General features: G+C 70.9%; 19 protein-coding genes. 4 read left to right on the top strand and 15 right to left on the bottom strand.

The window, feature by feature from the left end; translation table 11 throughout:
* Window positions 1–100: 100 nt before the first annotated feature.
* A complete protein-coding gene (locus OG294_RS25670) occupies window positions 101–1,072 on the bottom strand; it encodes a diacylglycerol/lipid kinase family protein (RefSeq protein ID WP_327068901.1) in 972 nt (323 codons plus the stop codon).
* A 51-nt stretch (window positions 1,073–1,123) separates the two neighbouring features.
* Here OG294_RS25670 and OG294_RS25675 point away from each other — a divergent pair, with 51 nt between their 5' ends.
* Window positions 1,124–1,531, top strand: coding sequence for a hypothetical protein (locus OG294_RS25675; RefSeq protein WP_327068902.1), 408 nt, complete (start codon window positions 1,124–1,126; stop codon window positions 1,529–1,531).
* 78 nt (window positions 1,532–1,609) lie between these two features.
* Here OG294_RS25675 and OG294_RS25680 read toward each other — a convergent pair whose 3' ends face one another.
* From OG294_RS25680 to sodN, 4 genes are all read right to left on the bottom strand, one after another.
* Window positions 1,610–2,719 carry a SigB/SigF/SigG family RNA polymerase sigma factor gene (locus OG294_RS25680; protein WP_442789217.1) on the bottom strand — a complete coding sequence of 370 codons (1,110 nt, stop codon included), beginning with the start codon at window positions 2,717–2,719 and terminating at the stop codon, window positions 1,610–1,612.
* A gap of 137 nt (window positions 2,720–2,856) precedes the next feature.
* Window positions 2,857–3,231: an anti-sigma regulatory factor gene (locus tag OG294_RS25685; RefSeq protein WP_327071668.1), complete on the bottom strand. Its 375-nt coding sequence runs from the start codon at window positions 3,229–3,231 to the stop codon at window positions 2,857–2,859.
* A gap of 313 nt (window positions 3,232–3,544) precedes the next feature.
* Entirely contained in the window at window positions 3,545–4,057 is a 513-nt protein-coding gene (locus OG294_RS25690; RefSeq protein WP_327068903.1) for a GNAT family N-acetyltransferase, read from the bottom strand.
* 82 nt (window positions 4,058–4,139) lie between these two features.
* Window positions 4,140–4,535: a superoxide dismutase, Ni gene (gene sodN / locus OG294_RS25695; RefSeq protein ID WP_327068904.1), complete on the bottom strand. Its 396-nt coding sequence runs from the start codon at window positions 4,533–4,535 to the stop codon at window positions 4,140–4,142.
* A gap of 284 nt (window positions 4,536–4,819) precedes the next feature.
* Between sodN and sodX the strand changes: the two genes are divergently transcribed.
* Complete coding sequence (gene sodX / locus OG294_RS25700) at window positions 4,820–5,212, top strand: nickel-type superoxide dismutase maturation protease (RefSeq protein ID WP_327071669.1); 393 nt, start codon at window positions 4,820–4,822, stop codon at window positions 5,210–5,212.
* On the opposite strand, the gene OG294_RS25705 is transcribed toward sodX, so the two are convergent.
* The 4 genes from OG294_RS25705 to OG294_RS25720 all read right to left on the bottom strand — a co-directional run bounded on the left by OG294_RS25705 (window position 5,187) and on the right by OG294_RS25720 (window position 8,704).
* A complete protein-coding gene (locus tag OG294_RS25705; RefSeq protein WP_327068905.1) occupies window positions 5,187–5,846 on the bottom strand; it encodes a CGNR zinc finger domain-containing protein in 660 nt (219 codons plus the stop codon). The genes sodX and OG294_RS25705 overlap by 26 nt on opposite strands.
* Before the next feature lie 134 nt (window positions 5,847–5,980).
* Window positions 5,981–6,733: an amino acid ABC transporter ATP-binding protein gene (locus OG294_RS25710; RefSeq protein WP_327071670.1), complete on the bottom strand. Its 753-nt coding sequence runs from the start codon at window positions 6,731–6,733 to the stop codon at window positions 5,981–5,983.
* Window positions 6,734–6,771: 38 nt separating this feature from the next.
* Entirely contained in the window at window positions 6,772–7,746 is a 975-nt protein-coding gene (locus tag OG294_RS25715; protein ID WP_327068906.1) for an amino acid ABC transporter permease, read from the bottom strand.
* A 31-nt stretch (window positions 7,747–7,777) separates the two neighbouring features.
* Complete coding sequence (locus OG294_RS25720) at window positions 7,778–8,704, bottom strand: ABC transporter substrate-binding protein (protein WP_327068907.1); 927 nt, start codon at window positions 8,702–8,704, stop codon at window positions 7,778–7,780.
* Window positions 8,705–9,376: 672 nt separating this feature from the next.
* Here OG294_RS25720 and OG294_RS25725 point away from each other — a divergent pair.
* Both OG294_RS25725 and OG294_RS25730 read left to right on the top strand, forming a co-directional pair.
* The gene (locus tag OG294_RS25725) at window positions 9,377–10,573 is read left to right on the top strand and encodes an NAD(P)-dependent malic enzyme (protein ID WP_327068908.1); all 1,197 of its coding nucleotides are present in this window, start codon (window positions 9,377–9,379) and stop codon (window positions 10,571–10,573) included.
* Between the two features lie 94 nt (window positions 10,574–10,667).
* On the top strand, window positions 10,668–11,630 hold the full coding sequence (locus OG294_RS25730) for a zinc-binding dehydrogenase (protein ID WP_327068909.1): 963 nt from the start codon (window positions 10,668–10,670) through the stop codon (window positions 11,628–11,630).
* Window positions 11,631–11,711: 81 nt separating this feature from the next.
* On the opposite strand, the gene OG294_RS25735 is transcribed toward OG294_RS25730, so the two are convergent.
* The 6 genes from OG294_RS25735 to OG294_RS25760 all read right to left on the bottom strand — a co-directional run bounded on the left by OG294_RS25735 (window position 11,712) and on the right by OG294_RS25760 (window position 20,252).
* Window positions 11,712–12,737: a PadR family transcriptional regulator gene (locus tag OG294_RS25735; protein ID WP_327068910.1), complete on the bottom strand. Its 1,026-nt coding sequence runs from the start codon at window positions 12,735–12,737 to the stop codon at window positions 11,712–11,714.
* Window positions 12,734–13,648 carry a DUF4097 family beta strand repeat-containing protein gene (locus tag OG294_RS25740; RefSeq protein WP_327068911.1) on the bottom strand — a complete coding sequence of 305 codons (915 nt, stop codon included), beginning with the start codon at window positions 13,646–13,648 and terminating at the stop codon, window positions 12,734–12,736. Before OG294_RS25740 ends, OG294_RS25735 begins: the two co-directional genes overlap by 4 nt.
* A gap of 208 nt (window positions 13,649–13,856) precedes the next feature.
* Window positions 13,857–14,039, bottom strand: coding sequence for a DUF6104 family protein (locus OG294_RS25745; RefSeq protein ID WP_184935680.1), 183 nt, complete (start codon window positions 14,037–14,039; stop codon window positions 13,857–13,859).
* Window positions 14,040–14,160: 121 nt separating this feature from the next.
* Entirely contained in the window at window positions 14,161–17,919 is a 3,759-nt protein-coding gene (locus OG294_RS25750; protein WP_327068912.1) for a multifunctional oxoglutarate decarboxylase/oxoglutarate dehydrogenase thiamine pyrophosphate-binding subunit/dihydrolipoyllysine-residue succinyltransferase subunit, read from the bottom strand.
* A 407-nt stretch (window positions 17,920–18,326) separates the two neighbouring features.
* A complete protein-coding gene (locus tag OG294_RS25755; RefSeq protein ID WP_327068913.1) occupies window positions 18,327–19,457 on the bottom strand; it encodes a sensor histidine kinase in 1,131 nt (376 codons plus the stop codon).
* A 63-nt stretch (window positions 19,458–19,520) separates the two neighbouring features.
* Window positions 19,521–20,252, bottom strand: a complete 732-nt coding sequence (locus tag OG294_RS25760) for a response regulator transcription factor (protein ID WP_327068914.1) — start codon at window positions 20,250–20,252, stop codon at window positions 19,521–19,523.
* Between the last annotated feature and the right edge of the window lie 90 nt (window positions 20,253–20,342).

The following is a 20,342-nucleotide window of genomic DNA, read 5'->3' on the forward strand; positions in this document are numbered from 1 at the left end:
GGAATTTTTGATTCTTCGGTGTCGCCTACCTCACAGGCCGTACTTCTATGGGGTGAAGGGGGCTAGCGCGTTCGAGAAGAAGGGCGGGACCCCCTTCTGGTCACACAATCACACGCAGTGCCCGTCGTACGCCTGTGAAACTGACGCGACTCCTCTCACCAAGGTGGTCCCCGTCGACCTGAAATGGGGCCGGTTCCTGGGAAACCAAGGTGAAGTGTCGGACGTCGTGATAAGAGACAACGTGCTTCCCGGAAGCTCCAACGGCCTTCTGGGATTGCTCCGAAGGAGTGTGCGGCCGCAGAATCTGACGGACCGTACGAGCGGTTCCGAACGCCGTCATTCGAGTGATGCCGAAGACATCAAGGTCGGTCTCGAACGAAGCCGCGGGCGAGGGCAGCACCGGGCGATTACCGAGAAAAGTCCACGGTGAGGTGTTCGAGACTATGGTCATCACCAGCCCCGGCTGCGGTGCGCGGCCCGGGAGTTCCAAGGTCACGGGGCCGGACCTGCGGTGTTCACGCTCGGTCACGTAGTGCCGGAGTGCTTCTCTGATGTAGAGCGCGTGCGTGGACTTGCGCCCCGAGCGCCGCTGCTCCTCCACCCGGCCGACCACGCCGGCGTCGAAGCCGAGCCCCGCGGTGAAGGTGAACCAGCGGTCCGGCAGCCCCTCCGTCATCGCCTTGCCCAGTGAGATCGCCCGCTCCCGGCGCTGCTCCAGTGCGTCCAGCAGCACACCGGTGGCCTCCACCGGGTGGTTGGGCAGTCCGAGCGCCCGGGCGAAGACGTTGGTGCTGCCACCGGGCACCACGGCCAGCCGCGGCACCCGATCGGAGGGCCCGTGCGCGAGCAGTCCGTTGACGACCTCGTTGACCGTGCCGTCCCCGCCGAGCGCGACCACCAGGTCCACCGTGCCGTCCGCGGCCGCCTCGCGGGCCAGGTCACGGGCGTGGCCCCGGCGGTCGGTGACCGCGACCTCCAGCTTGAGATCGCTCCGCAGGGCGTGCGTGAGGACATCCCTGGTTCGGCCACTTGTGGTGGTGGCTTTCGGGTTCACGACCAGGAGCGCGCGCATGAGGATCAGCCTACGGCTCGGTGGCGCCCCGGTGGCGGCTACCCTGCTGGAGTGACCGCAGAGACCTCCACCGCCGCCCGTCCCGCCAAGCTGATCGCCGCCGTGGCGCTGACCGCCGTCGAGGGCGCCGCGCTGACCGTCTGGGGCGGCTACATGATCGTGGCCGGACTGGTCGAGAGCACCAGGAACCAGGGCCTCGTCGAGTACGGCGGCGTGGTGATCCTGCTGCTCGGACTGCTGCCGCTGGTGGCCGCCGGGGCGCTGCTGCGGCTGCAGCGCTGGGGCCGCAGCCCGGCGGTGCTGACCCACACCACCTGCCTGCCGGTGGCCTACTACATGTGCCAGAGCGGTGGCTCGATGGCGGCCCTCGGCGCGCTGGTGGGCCTGGCGGGCGTGGCCGGCCTGGTCATGCTGCTCAACCCGACCGTCACCGCCGTGCTCTACCGCACCGAGGACTGACCGGGCCCGCACGCCGAGAAGGGACGAGCCGGGCCCCCTGGGCCCGGCTCGTCCCTTCTCAGCGCGTGCTGCCGCTCGTCACTCCTCGACCAGCAGCTTGTCCCGCAGCTGGGCCAGGGTGCGGGCGAGCAGCCGCGACACGTGCATCTGCGAGATCCCCACCTCGGCGGCGATCTGCGACTGGGTCATGTTCCGGAAGAACCGGAGCACCAGGATCTTCTGCTCGCGCTGCGGCAGTTGGGCCAGCAGCGGCTTGAGCGACTCGCGGTACTCCACCCCCTCCAGCGCCTCGTCGGTGGCGCCCAGGGTGTCCGCCACGGCCGGCGACTCGTCGTCGCTGTCCGGCACGTCGAGCGAGAGCGTGGAGTAGGCGTTGGCCGACTCCAGGCCCTCCAGCACGTCCTCCTCGGAGATGCCGAGGTGTTCGGCCAGCTCGTGCACCGTGGGGGAGCGGCCGTGCCGCTGGGAGAGCTCGCTGGTCGCGGTGGTCAGCGACAGCCGCAGCTCCTGGAGCCGGCGCGGCACCCGCACCGCCCAGCCCTTGTCCCGGAAGTGCCGCTTGATCTCGCCCACGATGGTCGGGGTGGCGTAGGTGGAGAACTCCACCCCGCGCTCGTGGTCGAACCGGTCCACCGACTTGATCAGCCCGATGGTGGCGACCTGGGTGAGGTCGTCCAGCGGCTCGCCGCGGTTGCGGAACCGCCGGGCCAGGTGTTCGACCAGCGGGATGTGCATCCGGACCAGCTGGTTGCGCAGCTCGACCCGCTCGGCCGAGCCCTCGGGCAGCGCGGCCAGCCGCACGAACAGCGCCCGGGCGGCCTCCCGGTCCGGGGCGGCCGTGCGGTGCCCGACCACCTGGGCGGGCAGCGAGGCCTGGACCACCTCGGTCAGCTCCTGCTCGGCCCCGCCCGCGGCCTCCCCGCTGAGGTCGTCCGCGTCCGCCGTCGGGCGGCTGGGCGCCGTCGGCTCCGGCATCGGGTCGGTCGGTTGGCTCATCCGCTGGGAGTCCTTCGAGTACGCGTCGTGGGTGGCGGCGGCGGGTGCGGGCACGGTACGGCGGCGTGGGCCGGCGTGGCCGCTCCCGGGCACGGCGGCGCCGTCGGCGGGCCCGTGGCCCGGCACCGCTTCCGTGGGCAGGCCGTCCACGGGCCGCGCTCCGGCGGCAGAGTTGCGATCCAGATCACTCACGGCGATCCCCCGTTCCGTTCCGGGAGCGCCCGGGCCGCCGGCGCGGCCGGGCCATCACATTGGTTGTACCGCGACCGGGCTCCGGAGCGGGAACGACTCCGCTCCGGAAGCGGCCGTGGCGCGGCCGGGAGGCCGGCTCACGGCTGGAGGATCGACCCGCCGCGCTTCTTGTGCAGGCTGATGCTGACCGTGCGGTCCTCGGCCACCGAGGACTCCACCTCGCCGGCCAGTGCGGAGAGCACCGTCCAGGCGAAGGTGTCCCGCTCGGGCGCCCGGCCGTCGGTGGTCGGGGCCGAGACGGTGACTCTCAGCGCATCGCCGACCAGCCGGAACTCGCAGGTGAGCACCGAACCCGGCACCGCCTGCTGGAGCAGGATGGCGCAGGCCTCGTCCACCGCGATCCGTAGGTCCTCGATCTCGTCGAGGGTGAAGTCCAGGCGGGCTGCGAGACCGGCCGTGGCCGTGCGCAGGACCGAGAGGTAGGCGCCCTGGGCGGGCAGCCGCACCTCCACGAAGTCCTTTGCCGTCTCGGCAGTCTCAGCCGTCTCGGCGGCCTCGGCCGCTTCGGCGGGCTGGTCCGCCCGGTCGTCCAGGCTCCCGGGATCGCCGTCGGTCTGGGACACCCTCACCTCCTGGGTGACGCGCTGTGCTGGTGACCCAAGGGCCGCGGCACGTTCTGTTGCTTGGCTCAACTGCTTCGCCCCAACTGTCTTGAGGGGTGGTGCGGTACGTCCCAGTCCTACCCAACAGGTCGGCGCCGGACGCGGGCCGTCCGCCGAGACGTTACCGCGATCGGCCGACGGATGTCGCGACCCTGGACCGGATTCACCCCGCGGGCTGCGGGTTTTCATCTGCACTGACGGGTTCTGCGGTGCCCAGCTCACGCAGCGCCGGGCCGGTCAGCCGGAAAACCGTCCACTCGTCCATCGGCTGGGCGCCGAGTGCCTTGTAGAACCCGATCGAGGGCTCGTTCCAGTCCAGCACCGACCACTCCAGGCGGCTGCAGCCGCGCTCCACGGCGATCCGGGCGAGCTCGGTGAGCAGGGCCTTGCCGTGCCCGCCCCCGCGTGCGCTCGGGCGCACGTAGAGGTCCTCCAGGTAGATCCCGTGCGTCCCGGTCCAGGTGGAGAAGTTGCGGAACCAGAGCGCGAAGCCGACGGTCGTGCCCGTCCCGTCCTCGGCGATCAGTGCGAAGACCGCCGGCTGCTCGCCGAACAGCGCCTCGCGCAGTTGCTCCTCGGTGGCCTTGGCCTGGTCCAGGGCCTTCTCGTACTCCGCCAGTTCGCGGATCAGCTCGATGATGGTGGGAACGTCCTCGACGACAGCGGTTCTGATCATGCTGCCGAGCGTACTTGGCTCCCCCGAACGCGCGATGCCCCTCACTCCACGGAGTGAGGGGCACCGATGACGCGGGCGGCGATCAGGCCTGCTTGGTCTCCCAGAAGATCTTGTCGATCTGGGCGATCAGGTCGAGCAGCGCCTGGCCGGTGGCCGGGTCGGTCGAGGCCTTGGTGGCCGAGGCGGCCTTCAGGGCGTCGTTGAAGAGCTGGTGCAGCTGCGGGTACTTCTCGAAGTGCGGGGCCTTGAAGTAGTCGCTCCACAGCACCGAGAGGTGGTGCTTGACGGCCTCGGCGCGCTGCTCCTTGATGATGATGGCGCGAGCGCGGAAGTGCGCGTCCTCGTTGGCCTGGTACTTCTCCTGAGTGGCCTTCACCGACTCGGCCTCGATACGGGCCTGCGCGGGGTCGTAGACGCCGCACGGAAGGTCGCAGTGGGCGTGAGCCGTGACCCGCGGGGCGAACAGACGAGAGAGCATGGAAAGTCCTTCCTTAGATCGTCTTCCCGGGGCTGAGATTACCCCGCGGCGCCTCGAATCTCGCGGCCGGGACAGGGGCCTAGGGCAAAAGGCGGAGTCGGAACCGGTCGATATCGGGCACGCGTTGTCCATGCGGGATGCTGGTCTCTGCCCGGCCGACGAGCGGCGGGCGCAGCCGGTGCGACGAGGAGGCGGGCACGATGGCGGCGATGCGGCGACGTGACACTGACGCAGACCCAGAGCCGGTGGAGAGCGCGGGAGGTGGGCTGCTGCCGTTCGGCCTGATGGACGTGGCCGGGCCGTCGATGGTCCCGACCCTGTACCACGGCGACCGGGTGGTGGTCAGGTACGGAGCCCGGGTGCGGCCCGGCGCGGTGGTGCTGGTGCGGCACCCGCTGCGGCAGGACCTGCTGGTGGTCAAGCGGGCCACCGAGTTGCGGGCCAAGGGCTGGTGGCTGCTGTCGGACAATCAGTTCGTCGAGAGCGACAGCCGGGAGTACGGCGCGGTACCTGACGATCTGGTGCTCGGCCGGGTGCTGCTGCGGATCGCGCCGAACCCGGTCTGGCTGGCCCCGGCGGGCTGGCTGGAACGGCTGCTCTGTACCAGGCCGCTGGGCCGCTGGCCGGGTCTGGCCGCCCGGTTCGGTGTCTTCAGGCGCCTGCGTCCGGAGCTGTAGCCGGCCCGGTCGCGGTGGTGGCCGGACCGGCCGCGGCGGTACCCGGATCGGTGCCGGCCAGGGCGGCCGCGGCCTCCTGGCGCTTGCGGGCCCGGTAGGCGGCCACGTTGGCCCGGGTCGCGCAGCGGTCCGAGCAGTAGCGCCGCGAGCGGTTGGTCGAGGTGTCCAGGTAGGCGTTGCGGCACGGCGCGGCCTGGCAGATGCCCAGCCGGTCGGCGCCCAGCTCGGTCAGGTGGATCGCCAGACCCATGCAGGCCACCGCGGTGAAGGTCGCGGTGGCGCTCGGCGCGTTGTCCGCCAGGTGCAGGTGCCAGCGCGGCCGGCCGCTCTCGTCCAGGTGGTCGTGGCCCGAGACCAGCGGGCTGACCGGGTACTCGACCATCAGGGCGTTCAGCAGGTTGACGCCGGCCACCTCGTCGCCGCCCGCCGCGGCCTCGAAGACCGCGCGCAGCCGGGCCCGCACCGACCGCAGCCGGGGCACGTCGGCGGGTTCGGCCAACTGGGCGCCGCGCGAGGCCGGGCTGCTGAACAGCGCGCGGACCGCGTCCACGCTGACCAGCGTGTCGGTGCCGCGCTCCGGCTCCTCGCTGTTCACCAACCGAACGGCGAAGTCGGCGTACAGGGCGAGCTCCACCGGAAATCCTCCGCGAATACGTAACGGGTAACCAGCTTTAAGCCTATTACCTCGGCCGGGAAATGACGAAGGCGCCGACCACCGGGCCGGCGCCGTCCCGCCCAGGGCACCTCCAGGGCGCCTTCAGCGCACCCTCAGAGCACCTTGGACAGGAAGGCCTTGGTGCGCTCGTGCTGCGGATTGCCGAGCACCTCGCGCGGGGTCCCGGACTCCACCACCGTGCCGCCGTCCATGAAGACCAGCGCGTCGCCCACCTCGCGGGCGAAGCCCATCTCGTGGGTGACCACGATCATCGTCATGCCCTCCTGGGCCAGGCCGCGCATGACGTCCAGCACCTCGCCGACCAGCTCGGGGTCGAGTGCCGAGGTGGGCTCGTCGAAGAGCATCAGCTGGGGCTCCATGGCCAGCGCCCGGGCGATCGCCACCCGCTGCTGCTGGCCGCCGGAGAGCTGGGAGGGGTAGCTGTCCGCCTTGTCGGACAGGCCCACCCGTTCCAGCAGGGCCCGGGCCCGGTCCCGCGCGCCCGCCCTCGGCTCGCCCTTGACCTGCACCGGCGCCTCGACGATGTTCTCCAGCGCGGTCATGTGCGGGAAGAGGTTGAAGTGCTGGAAGACCATGCCGATCTCCCGGCGCTGCAGCGCGACCTCGCTGTCCCGCAGCTCGTAGAGCCGGTCGCCCTTCTGCCGGTAGCCGACCAGGTTGCCGTTCACGTAGAGCCGCCCGGCGTTGATCTTCTCCAGGTGGTTGATGCAGCGCAGGAAGGTGGACTTGCCGGAGCCGGACGGGCCGACCAGGACGAACACCTCGCCCTGGCGCACCTGGAGCTCGATGCCCTTGAGCACCTCCACCAGGCCGTACGACTTGTGCACCTGTTCGGCCTTGACCATCGGCGCGGTCGGCGGGCCGGCGGACTTCAGCGGGTCGCTCACAGGTGACCGCCTCCTTCGAGACCGGGGACCACATCCGGCGTGCTGGGCCGCACCGGGCGGCCGTGGAACAGGCCGCGCAGCCGCTGCAGCGGCGTCGGGGGCAGCACCCGGTTGGCGCCCCGGGCGTAGTGGCGTTCGATGTAGTACTGGAAGACCGTGAGGATCGAGGTCAGCAGCAGGTACCAGAGGCTCGCCACGATCAGCAGCGGGATGGTCTGGAAGGTGCGCGAGTAGATGTCGTGGGCCGCGCCGAGCAGCTCGACCAGGGAGATCGAGTACGCAAGCGAGGTGGTCTTCAGCATCGAGATGGTCTCGTTGCCGGTCGGCGGGATGATCACCCGCATCGCCTGCGGCAGGACGATCCGCCGCATCGTCCTGGCCTGGCTCATGCCGAGCGCGTGCGCGGCCTCGGTCTGGCCCAGCGGGACGGACTGGATGCCGCCGCGGACGATCTCCGCCATGTAGGCGGCCTCGTTCAGGCCGAGCCCGAGCAGCGCGGCGGTGAAGACCGGGATCAGCTGGTTGGTGGACTCGGACCAGAAGCTGCTGCCGAACGGGATGCCGATCGACAGCCGGGGCCACAGCGAGCCCATGAACTCCCAGAACAGCAGCTGGACCAGGACCGGGGTGCCGCGGAACACCCAGATGTAGAACCAGGCGGTCCCCGACAGCAGCGGATTGGGCGACAGGCGCATGATCGCCAGGACGACCCCGCCCACCACACCCATCAGCATCGCGAGCGCGGTCAGCTCCAGCGTGGTGACCAGGCCGTTCATGATGGTGGGATGGAACAGGTACGTGCCGACGACGTGCCATTGGAAGGCTTTGTTGAAGAGCAGGGCGTGGATCAGCATCGCCGCGAGCACCGCGACGACGACGGCTCCGGCCCAGCGGCCGGGGTGGCGGACCGGTACGGCCTTGATGTCCTCAGGCCGCTTCCTGGTCGCCGACCCCTGATCGGACTGGTTCACGGTGGCCCCAGGGGAGTAGGTCGGGCGTCGGTCAGCTGCTGGCGCCGTTGATCACGGACTGGTTGACGGAGCCGGCCTGGACGCCCCACTTGGTCAGGATCGACTTGTAGACACCGTCGGCCATCAGCGAGGTCACCGCGCCCTGCACGGCTTTGGTCAGCGGCGAGTTCTTGGCGACCACGATGCCGTAGGGCGCGGTGTCCGTGGTGCTGCCGATCTTCTCCAGCTGGCCGCCGGTCTGCTGGACCGCGTAGTCGACCACCGGGGAGTCGGCGAGCATGACGTCGTCGCGGCCGGCCACCAGCGCCTGCGTGACGTCGGTCTGCAGGTCGAACTTGTCGCCGCCGTTCGGGACGGTCGGCTTGCCGGCCTTCTGGCAGGCGGGGTTGATCACGTTCGTGATCTCGTCGGCCTGGGTGGTGCCGGTCTGCACCGCGACCTTCTTGCCGCACAGGTCGTTCGGGTCGACGTTCGCGGGGTTGCCCGCCTTGACCGCGGTGCTGGTGCCGGCGGAGAAGTAGGTCACCATGTCGACGGTGGCCTCGCGGTCCTTGGTGTCGGTGAAGGAGCTCATGCCGAGCTGGTACTTGTTCGCCGTGATGCCGGGGATGATCGAGGTGAAGTCGGCGTTCTGCACCTCGGCGGTCAGACCCAGGGTCTGCGCGACGGCCTTGGCCATGTCGACGTCCATCCCGACGATGTTCCCGTTGGCGTCCTTGAACTCGTTGGGCGCGTACGAGGCGTCGGTGGCCACCACGAGCTTGCCGCTCGCCTTGACGTCGGCCGGCAGCAGCGAGGCCAGCGAGGCCACGGCGCTGGGGGTGGGGATCGCCGACGAACCGGCGGAGCTGCTCGTGCTGCTGCTGCTACTGCTGCTGCAACCGGTGACGACCAGGGTGCCTGCGGCGAGCAGGGCACCGAATCCGGCGGGACCGGAGCGGCGGGTGCGGATTCGCATGGGAGCCTCCTGCTCGAGCGGAGCACTCGGCACAGCAAAAAGTGGATAAAGCGATAGCTCCGCGGCATGTGCAGTCAGGTTCTCACCGGAGGTCAGCTTCCGCCCGGTGGTGGGGTCTGGGTGTGCGACGTCCCAGGTGACGGCGGAGTGAGGTCCGCCACGGCCACCGGCGCCCATCTGCCGCGCCGGGTGGCGGGTGTGTCAGAATCTGGTATCGGGTGACCCCCGACACCGAACAGAGACCACCGGTTCGCCACAGAGCCGGGGTGCCGAGGACCGGAAGTCGACGACGCCGACTCCGTATCCGAAGCGCCGGTTCCCCTCCAGGCCTCTGTTCACTCCTGCGGGTGCGCGTACCGAATCGCCGTCGATGCCACCGGTACTCGGGTTCTTCCGAAACCCGAGCGCCGCCATGGAGGCTCACGGGGTGAACAGTGCGTGACGAGGAATCCAAGGCACAGGTGCGGTGCCGATTCCCGGGCCTAGGCTCAGCGCTGACGTGCAACGCAGGCGGTAGACAAAACCCTCATCCGAGGGCGCAGTTCGACGCGCCCCCGGCCTCCCGGGTCCCGGGTCCGTGACAGCGGATCCGGGGGCTTGAGTTTTCCCGGAACAGGCCGACCGCGCTCGGGCCGGTGCCCTCACCGAACCGAACATGACGAAGAGGTCATCGTGGCAGCGGAGCTCATTCACCCTCGTACCCCGGACACCGACGCCCCCGTCGACGCCGTCTTCGCGCTTCACCGCGGCGGCAAGATGGAGGTGCGCGCCACGGTTCCGGTGCGGGACGCGGACGATCTGTCCCTCGCCTACACCCCCGGTGTTGCACGCGTCTGCACCGCCATCGCCGAGCAGCCCGAGCTGGTCGACGACTACACCTGGAAGGCCAACACGGTCGCGGTGGTCACCGACGGCACCGCCGTGCTGGGCCTGGGCGACATCGGCCCGCAGGCCTCGCTGCCGGTGATGGAGGGCAAGGCGATCCTGTTCAAGCAGTTCGGCGGGGTGGACGCGGTCCCGATCGCGCTGGACTGCACCGACGTGGACGCGATCGTGGAGACCGTGGTCCGGCTCGCCCCGTCCTTCGGCGGCGTCAACCTGGAGGACATCTCGGCGCCCCGCTGCTTCGAGATCGAGCGCCGGCTCCAGGCGGCGCTGGACATCCCGGTCTTCCACGACGACCAGCACGGCACCGCGATCGTCACCACCGCCGCGCTGTGGAACGCCGCCAAGGTGACCGGGCGGGAGATCGGCGCGCTGCGCGCGGTCATCTCGGGCGCCGGCGCGGCCGGCATCGCGATCGCCAAGATGCTGGTGGCCGCGGGCATCGGCGACGTGTCGCTCTGCGACCGGCGCGGCGTGGTGCACCAGGGCCGCGAGGACCTGACCGACGTCAAGGCCGAGATCGCCGAGCTGACCAACAAGGCCGGCCTCAAGGGCTCGCTGGTCGAGGCGCTTCAGGGGGCGGACGTCTTCATCGGCGTCTCCGGCGGCACGGTGCCCGAGGAGGCGGTGGCCACCATGGCCAAGGACTGCCTCATCTTCGCGATGGCCAACCCGAACCCGGAGATCCACCCCGAGGTCGCCGCCAAGTACGCGGCCGTGGTGGCCACCGGGCGCTCCGACTTCCCCAACCAGATCAACAACGTGCTGGCCTTCCCCGGCATCTTCGCCGGCGCGCTCCAGGTGCGGGCCCGGCAGATCACCGAGGGCATGAAGCTGGCCGCCGCGCAGGCGCTGGCCGCGGTGGTGGCCGACGAGCTGACTCCGCAGCAGGTGATCCCCTCCCCGTTCGACCCGCGGGTGGCCGCCGCGGTCGGCAAGGCGGTCGCCGAGGCGGCCCGCCGCGAGGGCGTCGCACGACGCTGATCTACTGACGAGTAGTCAGGGCCCGGGCACGCGGCGCAGGTCACACCCGCCGCTGGTTCCGGGCCCTGGTGGTCTGCGGCTAGTGTCCGGTGCCATGTTCGCCGCCTATGCCGCACGCATCGATCCCGACGATCCGCTCAGCGCCCTGGAGCTCGGGGAGCTGCCCGAGCCCGAACCGCGGCCGGGCTGGAGCGTGGTGACCGTCAAGGCGGCCACCCTCAACCACCACGACCTGTGGTCGCTGCGCGGCGTGGGCCTGCCCGCCGAGCGGCTGCCGATGATCCTGGGCTGCGACGCGGCCGGGATCGACGAGCACGGCAACGAGGTGGTGGTCTTCCCGGTGGTCGGCTGGCACGGCCTGGGGGTGCCGGCGGGGGAGCAGCGCTCGATCCTGACCGAGCGCTACCACGGCACCTTCGCCCAGCGGCTCGCGGTGCCGACCGGGAACCTGCTGCCCAAGCCGGCCGAGCTCTCCTTCGCCGAGGCGGCCTGCCTGCCCACGGCCTGGCTGACGGCCTACCGGATGCTCTTCACCAACGCCGGGGTCCGGCCGGGGGACACCGTGCTGGTCCAGGGCGCCGGCGGCGGCGTGGCCACCGCGCTGATCGTGCTGGGCAAGGCGGCCGGTCTGCGGATCTGGGTCACCGGACGGGACGAGGAGAAGCGGGCCAGGGCGATCGGGCTCGGCGCCGCCGCCGCGTTCGAGAGCGGGGCCCGGCTCCCGGAGCGGGTCGACGCGGTGATGGAGACGGTGGGGGCGGCCACCTGGTCCCACTCGGTGCGGTCGCTGCGCCCCGGCGGGACCATCGTGATCTCCGGCGCGACCAGCGGTTCGAGGCCGGCCGACGCCGAGCTGACCCGGATCTTCTACCACGAGCTGAAGGTGGTCGGCTCGACCATGGGGACCAAGGAGGAGCTGGCCGCACTGCTGGCCCTGTGCGGCCACGCGGGAGTGCGTCCGCTGGTGGACTCCGTCGTGCCGCTGACCGAGGCGCGCGAGGCGTTCGGACGGCTCGCGAAGGGCGACGTGTTCGGCAAGATCGTGCTGGAGCCGTGACGGGCACCCGCCAGGACGCCGACGGCCTGTCCGTGCGCCCGGGGCGCACGGACAGGCCGTCCGGCTGGTGACGCCCGGCCGTCAGCCGAGCAGGCGCCGCAGTCGCTCGCCCGCCGAGGCCAGCACCGTCTGGGCCTCGCCCAGCTGGGCGGCGGTCACCGGGCCGCCGTCCCGGGAGGCGTCGCGGACCTGGTCACGGAACCGGTCGAGCAGGCGCTCCAACTCGCGTGCGGGGTCGGCCCCCGGCTCGGTGCGGGCCCAGCCGGGCAGGTCCGCCGGGGCGTCCTTGTCCAGGTCGACCTTGCCGGCCGCGCCGGCGCCGGCCCCGGAGGTGTCCCAGCGGCTGGAGTCCGCCAGCCCGGTCAGGCCCCGGGTCAGCTCGGAGAGCCCCTCGGCCAGACCGGTGGGCCAGTCGCCCTTGCTGACGTGCTCGCGGACCTGCTGCTCCACCCGGCGCTTGATCCGCAGCGCCTCCTGCTGGGCCGCCTGCCGCACCGCCTGCGACTGCTCGCGGGCCTTGCGGGCCTCCTCCTTGGCCTTCTTGGCCTGCTCCTTGGCGGCCCGCTCCTGCTCCTTGGCCTTCTTGGCCTGGGCCTTGAACTCGGCGAACTCCTCCTTGGTGCGCTGCCAGCCGGCCGGGTCGCCCAGCAGCCGCTCGGACCAGGCGCCCGAGGCACCCTCACCGGCCTCGGCGCCGGCCGCCGGGGCGGCGCCGGCCTGCCGGGCCGAGCGGGCGGCGTTGCGCAGCTCCTCGCGCAGGTCCTTCGCGGAGTCCCGGACGTCCTCGCGGATCGCCCCGGCCAGCTGGGAGACCGAGTCGCTGATCTCCACCTCCAGCTCCGCGAGGTCCTCCTGGCGCTCGGTCAGCTCGGCCCGGCCGACGTCGGTGATCCGGTAGACCTTGCGGCCGCCCTCGGTGCTGTGCTCCACCAGCCCCTCCTGCTCCAGCTTGGCCAGCCGCGGGTAGACGGTGCCGGCCGAGGGCGCGTAGAGGCCGTGGAAGCGCTCCTCCAACAGGCGGATCACCTCGTAGCCGTGCCGGGGCGACTCCTCCAGCAGCTTCAGCAGGTAGAGCCGGAGCCGGCCGTGTCCGAAGACGCTGCTCATCCCTGGTCACCGTCCTCGGGGGCCTTGTCGGCGCTCTCAGCGGTGGTCAGTTCCTTGACCAGGCTGGGCGCCTCGTCCTCGGTCTCCGTGCGACGCAGCACCGAGATCGCCCCCGAGACGGTCGAGACCTGCAGCTTGCCGGTGCCGGCGCCGAGCTTGCCGCTGAGCCTCTTGGCCCCCCAGCTGCCACCCACCGTCAGCTCGTCGAAGGCGCTGGAGAACTGGCCGTTGGTGCTGCCCGCCTCGACCGTGGTGTCGGCCGGCTGCGGCAGCCGGACCGCGACGTCCCCGCTGACGGTGTTGATCTTCACGGTGGCCGGCCCGGTGCCCGCCAGGTCCAGCGTCACCGCGCCGCCGACCGTGTTGGCGTGCAGCGTGTCGGGCGTGCTGGCGATGACGGTCAGTTCGCCGGAGACGGTGTTGACCGTCAACTCGCCGGTGACCGACTGGGCGTCCACGTCGCCGGAGACGCTCTTGGCGCTGACCTGGCCGTCCAGGCCGACCAGCGTGATGCCGCCGGCCACCCCGTAGACGCTGGTGCCGCTCCGGACTCCGGAGACGGTGGCCTCGGCGGTGACCGTGCCGACCTTGACCGCGGCCTCGGCCGGGACGGTCAGCGAGACCACGGCGCGGCGCTTGCGGCGCAGCGAACCGAGCAGGCCCTTGACCGCCTCGACGGACTTGAGCTTGTCGCTGAAGTCGGCCCAGTTGAGGTTGGGGTAGGTCACCGTCAGCACGCCGTCCACCAGGGTGACCTCGAGCGGCTCGCCCTCCAGCTCGGTGACCTCCAGTCGGGCCGGGCCCTCGGCCGCGACCACGTTGACCGCTCCGCCGATGATCCGCACGTGCAGTGCGCTGACCGTCTCGTCGATGGTGATCCGGTCAGGCCCGCTGACTGTCCACTGGCTCATCTCTTCGTCCTCCCGTCCGGCGGCCGCCGTCGTACCCTGGAGGGGCGACGATCCGGCGAGTCGCGATGTATCGCGTCTTCCAAGTAACACGATATATCGCGTGGCGGGGAAGTCAAGCACTTCCTCGTGCCGAGAACGCAGCAGGGCCCGGCAAGCGGTTGCTTGCCGGGCCCTGCTGCACTGCTCCCCGCCGCTGTCGCGGTGGCCGTCAGTCCTCGTCCTCGTCGTCGTCCAGCCGGGCCAGCCAGGTGGCCAGCCGCTCGACGGGGACCTCGAAGTCGGGGTTGAGGTCCACGAACTCGCGCAGGCGCTCGGCCAGCCACTCGAAGCTGACCTCCTCCTCGCCGCGCCGGCTCTCCAGCTCCTCGATGCCGCGGTCGGTGAAGTACACGGTGTGCTCTCCGGATTCAGCGTAGAACGGGTTCAAACGGTCGACGGGTTCCAAACGGTCGGGCCCGGTCTCCGTGGAGACCGGGCCCGACCCACTGCTCATCAGCTCGATGGAGCAGGCGTCAGAGGCTGAAGACCTCTTCGATCAGCGCCTGCTGCTCGGCGGCGTGCCGCTTGGCCGAGCCCACGGCCGGAGCCGAGGAGGCGCTGCGGGCCACCCGGCGCAGGCGGGCGGCGCCGGCCTTGCGGCCGACCACGACGTCCAGGTGGTCGACCAGGTTCATCGCGATGAACGGCCAGGCACCCTGGTTGGCCGGCTCCTCCTGGGCCCAGATGAACTGGACGTCCTCGCCGTACCGGGCCAGCTCCTCCTGGAGCTCGGCGATCGGCAGCGGGTAGAGGCGCTCGACCCGGACGATCGCGGTGTCGGTGACGCCGCGCTCGGTGCGGGCCGCCTCCAGGTCGTAGTAGAACTTGCCCGCGGTGATGACCACCTTGCGCACGTTCTTCGGGTCGACCGTGGAGTCGCCGATCACCGGGCGGAACGAGCCGGAGGTGAACTCCTCCGCCGAGGAGGCCGCGGCCTTCAGACGCAGCATCGACTTCGGGGTGAAGACGACCAGCGGCTTGTGGTGCGGGTTGTGCACCTGCCAGCGCAGCAGGTGGAAGTAGTTCGACGGCGAGGTGGGCATCGCGACCGTCATGTTGTTCTGCGCGCACAGCTGCAGGAAGCGCTCGGGACGCGCGGACGAGTGGTCCGGCCCCTGGCCCTCGTAGCCGTGCGGCAGCAGCAGGGTGACGCCGGAGTGCTGGCCCCACTTCTGCTCGGCCGAGGCGATGTACTCGTCGACCACGGTCTGCGCGCCGTTGACGAAGTCGCCGAACTGCGCCTCCCACATCACCAGCGAGTTGGGCCGGGTCAGCGAGTAGCCGTACTCGAAGCCCATCGCCGCGTACTCCGACAGCAGGCTGTCGTAGACGGTGAAGCGGGCCTGGTCCTCGGTCAGGTACAGCAGCGGGGTGTAGTCCTCGCCGGTGACCCGGTCGATCAGCACCGCGTGGCGCTGGCCGAAGGTGCCGCGGCGGCTGTCCTGGCCGGCCAGGCGGACCGGGTGGCCCTCCATCAGCAGCGAGCCGATGGCCAGGCACTCACCGGTGGCCCAGTCGATCGTGCCGTCCTCGATCGAGGCGGCCCGGCGCTGCAGCTGCGGCAGCAGGCGCGGGTGCACGGTCAGCCACTCGGGCAGGTTGACCTGCGAGGCGGCGATCCGCTTGACCATCTCCTGGGAGATGCCGGTCTGGATGCTGACCGGGAAGTCGGCCACCGGACGGGCGCCGGCCGCCTCGGGCTGCGCCCCGGCCGCGTCGCGGACCTCGGCGAAGACCTTCTCCAGCTGGCCCTGGAAGTCCTGGAGCGCCTGCTCCGCCTCTTCCATGGTGATGTCGCCGCGACCGATCAGGCCCTCGGTGTAGAGCTTGCGCACCGAGCGCTTCTTGTCGATCAGGTCGTACATCAGCGGCTGGGTGAACGACGGGTTGTCGGCCTCGTTGTGACCGCGGCGGCGGTAGCAGATGAGGTCGATCACGACGTCCTTGTGGAACGCCTGGCGGAACTCGAAGGCGAGCCGCGCCACGCGGACCACGGCCTCCGGGTCGTCGCCGTTGACGTGGAAGATCGGGGCCTCGATCATCCGGGCCACGTCGGTGCAGTACATCGAGGAGCGGCTGGAGGCCGGGGCGGCGGTGAAGCCGACCTGGTTGTTGACCACCAGGTGGATCGTGCCGCCGGTGCGGTAGCCGCGCAGCTGCGACATGTTCAGGGTCTCCGCGACCACGCCCTGGCCCGCGAAGGCCGCGTCGCCGTGGATCTGGATCGGCAGCACCGGGTAGGTGGTGCCGCCCTGGTCCAGGACGTCCTGCTTGGCGCGGACGATGCCCTCGACGATCGGGTCGACCGTCTCCAGGTGCGAGGGGTTGGCGGCCAGCGAGACCTTGATGGTCTCGCCGTCCAGGCCGGTGAAGGTGCCCTCGGAGCCCAGGTGGTACTTCACGTCGCCGGAGCCGTGCATCGACTTCGGGTCCAGGTTGCCCTCGAACTCGCCGAAGATCTTGCCGTACGGCTTGCCGACGATGTTGGCCAGCACGTTCAGGCGGCCGCGGTGGGCCATGCCGATGACGGCCTCGTCCAGGCGGTGCTCGGCGGCGGCGTCGATGGTCGCGTCGAGCAGCGGGATCAGCGACTCGCCGCCCTCCAGCGAGAAGCGCTTCTGGCCGACGTACTTGGTCTGCAGGAAGGTCTCGAAGGCCTCCGCCGAGTTCAGCCGGCGCAGGATGCGCAGCTGCTCCTCGCGCTCCGGCTTGGTGTACGGCTTCTCGACCCGCTCCTGGATCCACTTGCGCTGCTTGGGGTCCTGGATGTGCATGTACTCGATGCCGACGGTGCGGCAGTACGAGTTGCGCAGCAGCCCGAGGATGTCGCGCAGCTTCATGATCTTCTGGCCGCCGAAGCCGCCGACCGCGAACTCGCGCTCCAGGTCCCACAGGGTCAGCCCGTGCTCCACGACGTCCAGGTCGGGGTGCTTGCGCTGCTTGTACTCCAGCGGGTCGGTGTCGGCCATCAGGTGGCCGCGGACCCGGTAGGAGTGGATGAGCTCCATCACGCGGGCGGTCTTGTTGACGTCGTCCTCGTGCGTGGTGGCGACGTCGGTGGCCCAGCGGACCGGCTCGTACGGGATCCGCAGCGACTCGAAGACCTCGTCGTAGAACCCGTGCTCGCCCAGCAGCAGCTGGTGGATCGAGCGCAGGAACTCGCCGGACGCCGCACCCTGGATGACCCGGTGGTCGTAGGTCGAGGTGAGCGTCATGATCTTGGAGACGCCCAGGCGGGCCAGCGTGTCCGGGTTGGAGCCCTGGAACTCGGCCGGGTACTCCATGGCGCCGACACCGAGGATGGTGCCCTGCCCCTGCATCAGGCGCGGGACCGAGTGCACGGTGCCGATGCCGCCGGGGTTGGTCAGCGAGACGGTGACGCCAGTGAAGTCGTCCATCGTCAGCTTGTTGGCGCGGGCCCGGCGGACGATGTCCTCGTAGGCCTGCCAGAAGCCGAAGAAGTCCAGCGTCTCGGCCTTCTTGATGGCCGCGACGACCAGCTGGCGGTCACCGTTGGGCTTGACCAGGTCGATGGCCAGGCCCAGGTTCACGTGCTCCGGCTTGACCAGGTAGGACTTGCCGTCCTTGACCGCGTAGCTGTGGTTCATGCCCGGGGTCGCCTTCAGGGCCTGCACCAGCGCGTAGCCGATCAGATGGGTGAAGGAGACCTTGCCGCCGCGGGCGCGCTGCAGGTGGTTGTTGATCACGATGCGGTTGTCGATCAACAGCTTGGCCGGCACGGCGCGCACGCTGGTGGCCGTCGGCACCTCGAGCGAGGCGTCCATGTTGGTGGCCACGGCCTTGGCCGGACCGCGCAGCGGGACCAGCTCGGGGCCGGCGCTCATCTCCGCCACGGGGGCGGCGGGCGCGGCGGCTGCCTTCGGAGCCGGCGGCGCTGCGGGAGCGGCTGCCAGCGGCGCGGCTGCGGCGGGCGCCGCAGCCGCGGCGGCCACCGGGGCGGCGGCGGGGGCAGGAGCTCCCGCAGCAGCGGTCGCAGCAGGGGCAGGGGCGGCAACGGCGGTCGGCGTGGGGCCGGCCTGGGTCGCGGCCTGGGTCACTGGGGTCACCTCGGTACCGGGCTTGTAGTCGGCGAAAAAGTCCCACCAGGCTCGGTCGACCGAGTTGGGATCCTGGAGGTACTGCTGGTAGATCTCGTCGACGAGCCACTCATTGGGGCCGAAGCCTGTGGAGCTTGCCGAGCTGTTGGGGGTTTCAGGGGACTGTGGCGACACGGCGGCAACCGCCCTCTTCCGCTTCCTTTTGGGATGTTTGGACAGCGGGGATTAAGGCTACGCCCCTGACCAGTCCTCGCGCAGTCCCCGGGGGGTCGGCGTCGTCCAGATCACAGTGCCGTCGGCCACATTGGCTGGAAAAAGACGTTAGCCACGTGGTCGAGCGGGGAAACGGGCGCTCTTGATCACCGGATTAAACGGTATCAAACCGGACAAAGTTGCCCCTGGCCGACCAGATATGGCCGATCTGAGGCTGTCGACTACCAGATTGTCCCAATTTTGTGACAAAGCTGGCCGACGTGGACAGGACGTGGTGGTCCGGTGTGCCGGTTCACCCGTCGTTCACCCGGACGTTCAATCGGGCGGACGGCGGGCGGACGGCGGGCGGACGGCCGGGCGGAGCGGGCTCAGCCGCCGGGCAGGGCGACCTGGATCAGGCAGCCGCGCGAGCCGTCCGCCACCTCGATCCGTCCGCCGTGCAGGTCCACCGCCCAGCGGGCGATGGCCAGGCCCAGGCCGGTGCCGCCGTCGCTGCCGGGGCCCTGCGCGGTCGCGGTGCCCGCGCGGCTGAACCGGTCGAAGACCCGGGTGCGGTCCGCGGCGGGTATGCCGGGGCCCTGGTCCTCCACCTCGAGGAGCAGGGCCAGCGGTGCCTCGCCCGCCCGGGCCCGCACCGTCACGGTGCCGCCGGCGGGGGAGTGCTTGCAGGCGTTGTCCACCAGGTTCGCCACCACCTGGTGCAGCCGCTCCGGGTCGGCCAGTCCGGTCAGGCCCTGCGGCTGGACGTCCAGGCGCAACTGCACGTCGTCGCGCCGGCTCCATGCGCCGCCCGCCGTCGCACCGTCCACCGTGAGCCCGCGCAGGACGCCGGCCAGGAACGGCGCGACCTCGAACTCGCGGGCGTCCAACGGCACCACGCCGTCGTCCAGCTTGGACAGGTCCAACAGGTGGGAGACCAGGCGGCCGAGCCGCTCGGTCTGTTCCAGCGCGGCGCCCAGGGTGCCCGGTTCGGGCGGCACCACGCCGTCCACCATGTTCTCCAGCACCGCGCGCAGCGCCGCGATCGGCGTGCGCAGCTCGTGCGAGACGTTGGCCACCAGCTCGCGCCGGTGGCGGTCGGAGGCCTCCAGGTCGGCGGCCATCTTGTTGAAGGTCACCGCCAGTTCGCCGATCTCGTCGCGGGAGCCGGTCGTCACCCGGCGGCTGTAGTCGCCGCCGGCCATCGCGCGCGCCGCCGCGGTCATCTCGCGCAGCGGGGCGGTCAGGGTGTGCGCCAGCAGCTGCATGAAGAGCAGCGAGGCGATCATGGAGAAGGCCATGATCACCCGGATCTGGGTCTCCGAGCGGATCGCGATCACCACCAGGCCGGTGGCGACCATCACCGACACGATGACCAGCAGGGCGAGTTTGCCCTTGATCGAGCGCAGCGGGTCGAACGGCCGGATCTCCCGCCAGATCCGCGCGGCCACGCGTCCCGGCAGCCGCGCCGAGGGCGGCGTCCGGTCGGGCTCGTCGTGAGCCCGTGGTGAGGTGTTCATCGGTGCTTGGTCCCCGTACTCCCGTGCGCCCCCGTGGCCCCCGCAGCTGGTACCGCGCCCGGCTCAGCCGACCGGTGCCTCGAGGGCGTAGCCCACGCCGTGCACGGTGCGGATCCAGGTGGCGCCGATCTTCCGGCGCAGCGCCTTGACGTGGCTGTCCACGGTCCGGGTGCCGGAGGCGTCGGTCCAGTCCCAGACCTCGGCCAGCAACTGCTCGCGGGTCAGCACCGCGCGCGGCTGGGCGGCCAGGCAGGCCAGCAGGTCGAACTCGGTCGGCGTCAGGTGCACGTCGCCGGAGGCGAGCCGGACCCGGCGCTGCACGTGGTCGATCTCCAGCTCGCCGAACCGCAGGCTGCCGAGCGCCGGAGTTCTGGCCGCCTGCTGGGCGCGCTCGACGCGGCGCAGCAGCACGTTGACCCGGGCGGCGAGTTCGCGCATCGAGAACGGCTTGGTCATGTAGTCGTCGGCGCCCACACCGAGGCCCACCAGCAGGTCGGTCTCGTCGTCGCGGGCGGTCAGCATCAGCACCGGCACCGGCCGCTGGGCCTGGATCCGGCGGCAGACCTCGAGCCCGTCGAAGCCGGGCAGCATGATGTCGAGCACCACGAGGTCCGGCTGCCAGGTGTGGAAGCCGTCCACCGCGCCCGGGCCGTCGTGGGCCACGGCGACCTTGAAGCCCTCCGCGCCCAGCCGGGCAGCGATGGACTCGGCGATGGTGGGTTCGTCCTCCACCACCAAGACGCGTCGCTGGGCAATCACACCGCTCGTGCTGGTGTCCTGTTGAATCTCTGTCACGGTCACGCCACCGCCCCCAGGGCCTGCGGGCCGCCACCTGTGGGAATGGCGGGCACCGCTCGTAGTCTTGTTCCGTCGATTTTTCCGGTA

Origin of the sequence: Kitasatospora sp. NBC_01302, assembly GCF_035976515.1 — a bacterium.
In the GTDB taxonomy this organism is placed as follows: domain Bacteria; phylum Actinomycetota; class Actinomycetes; order Streptomycetales; family Streptomycetaceae; genus Kitasatospora.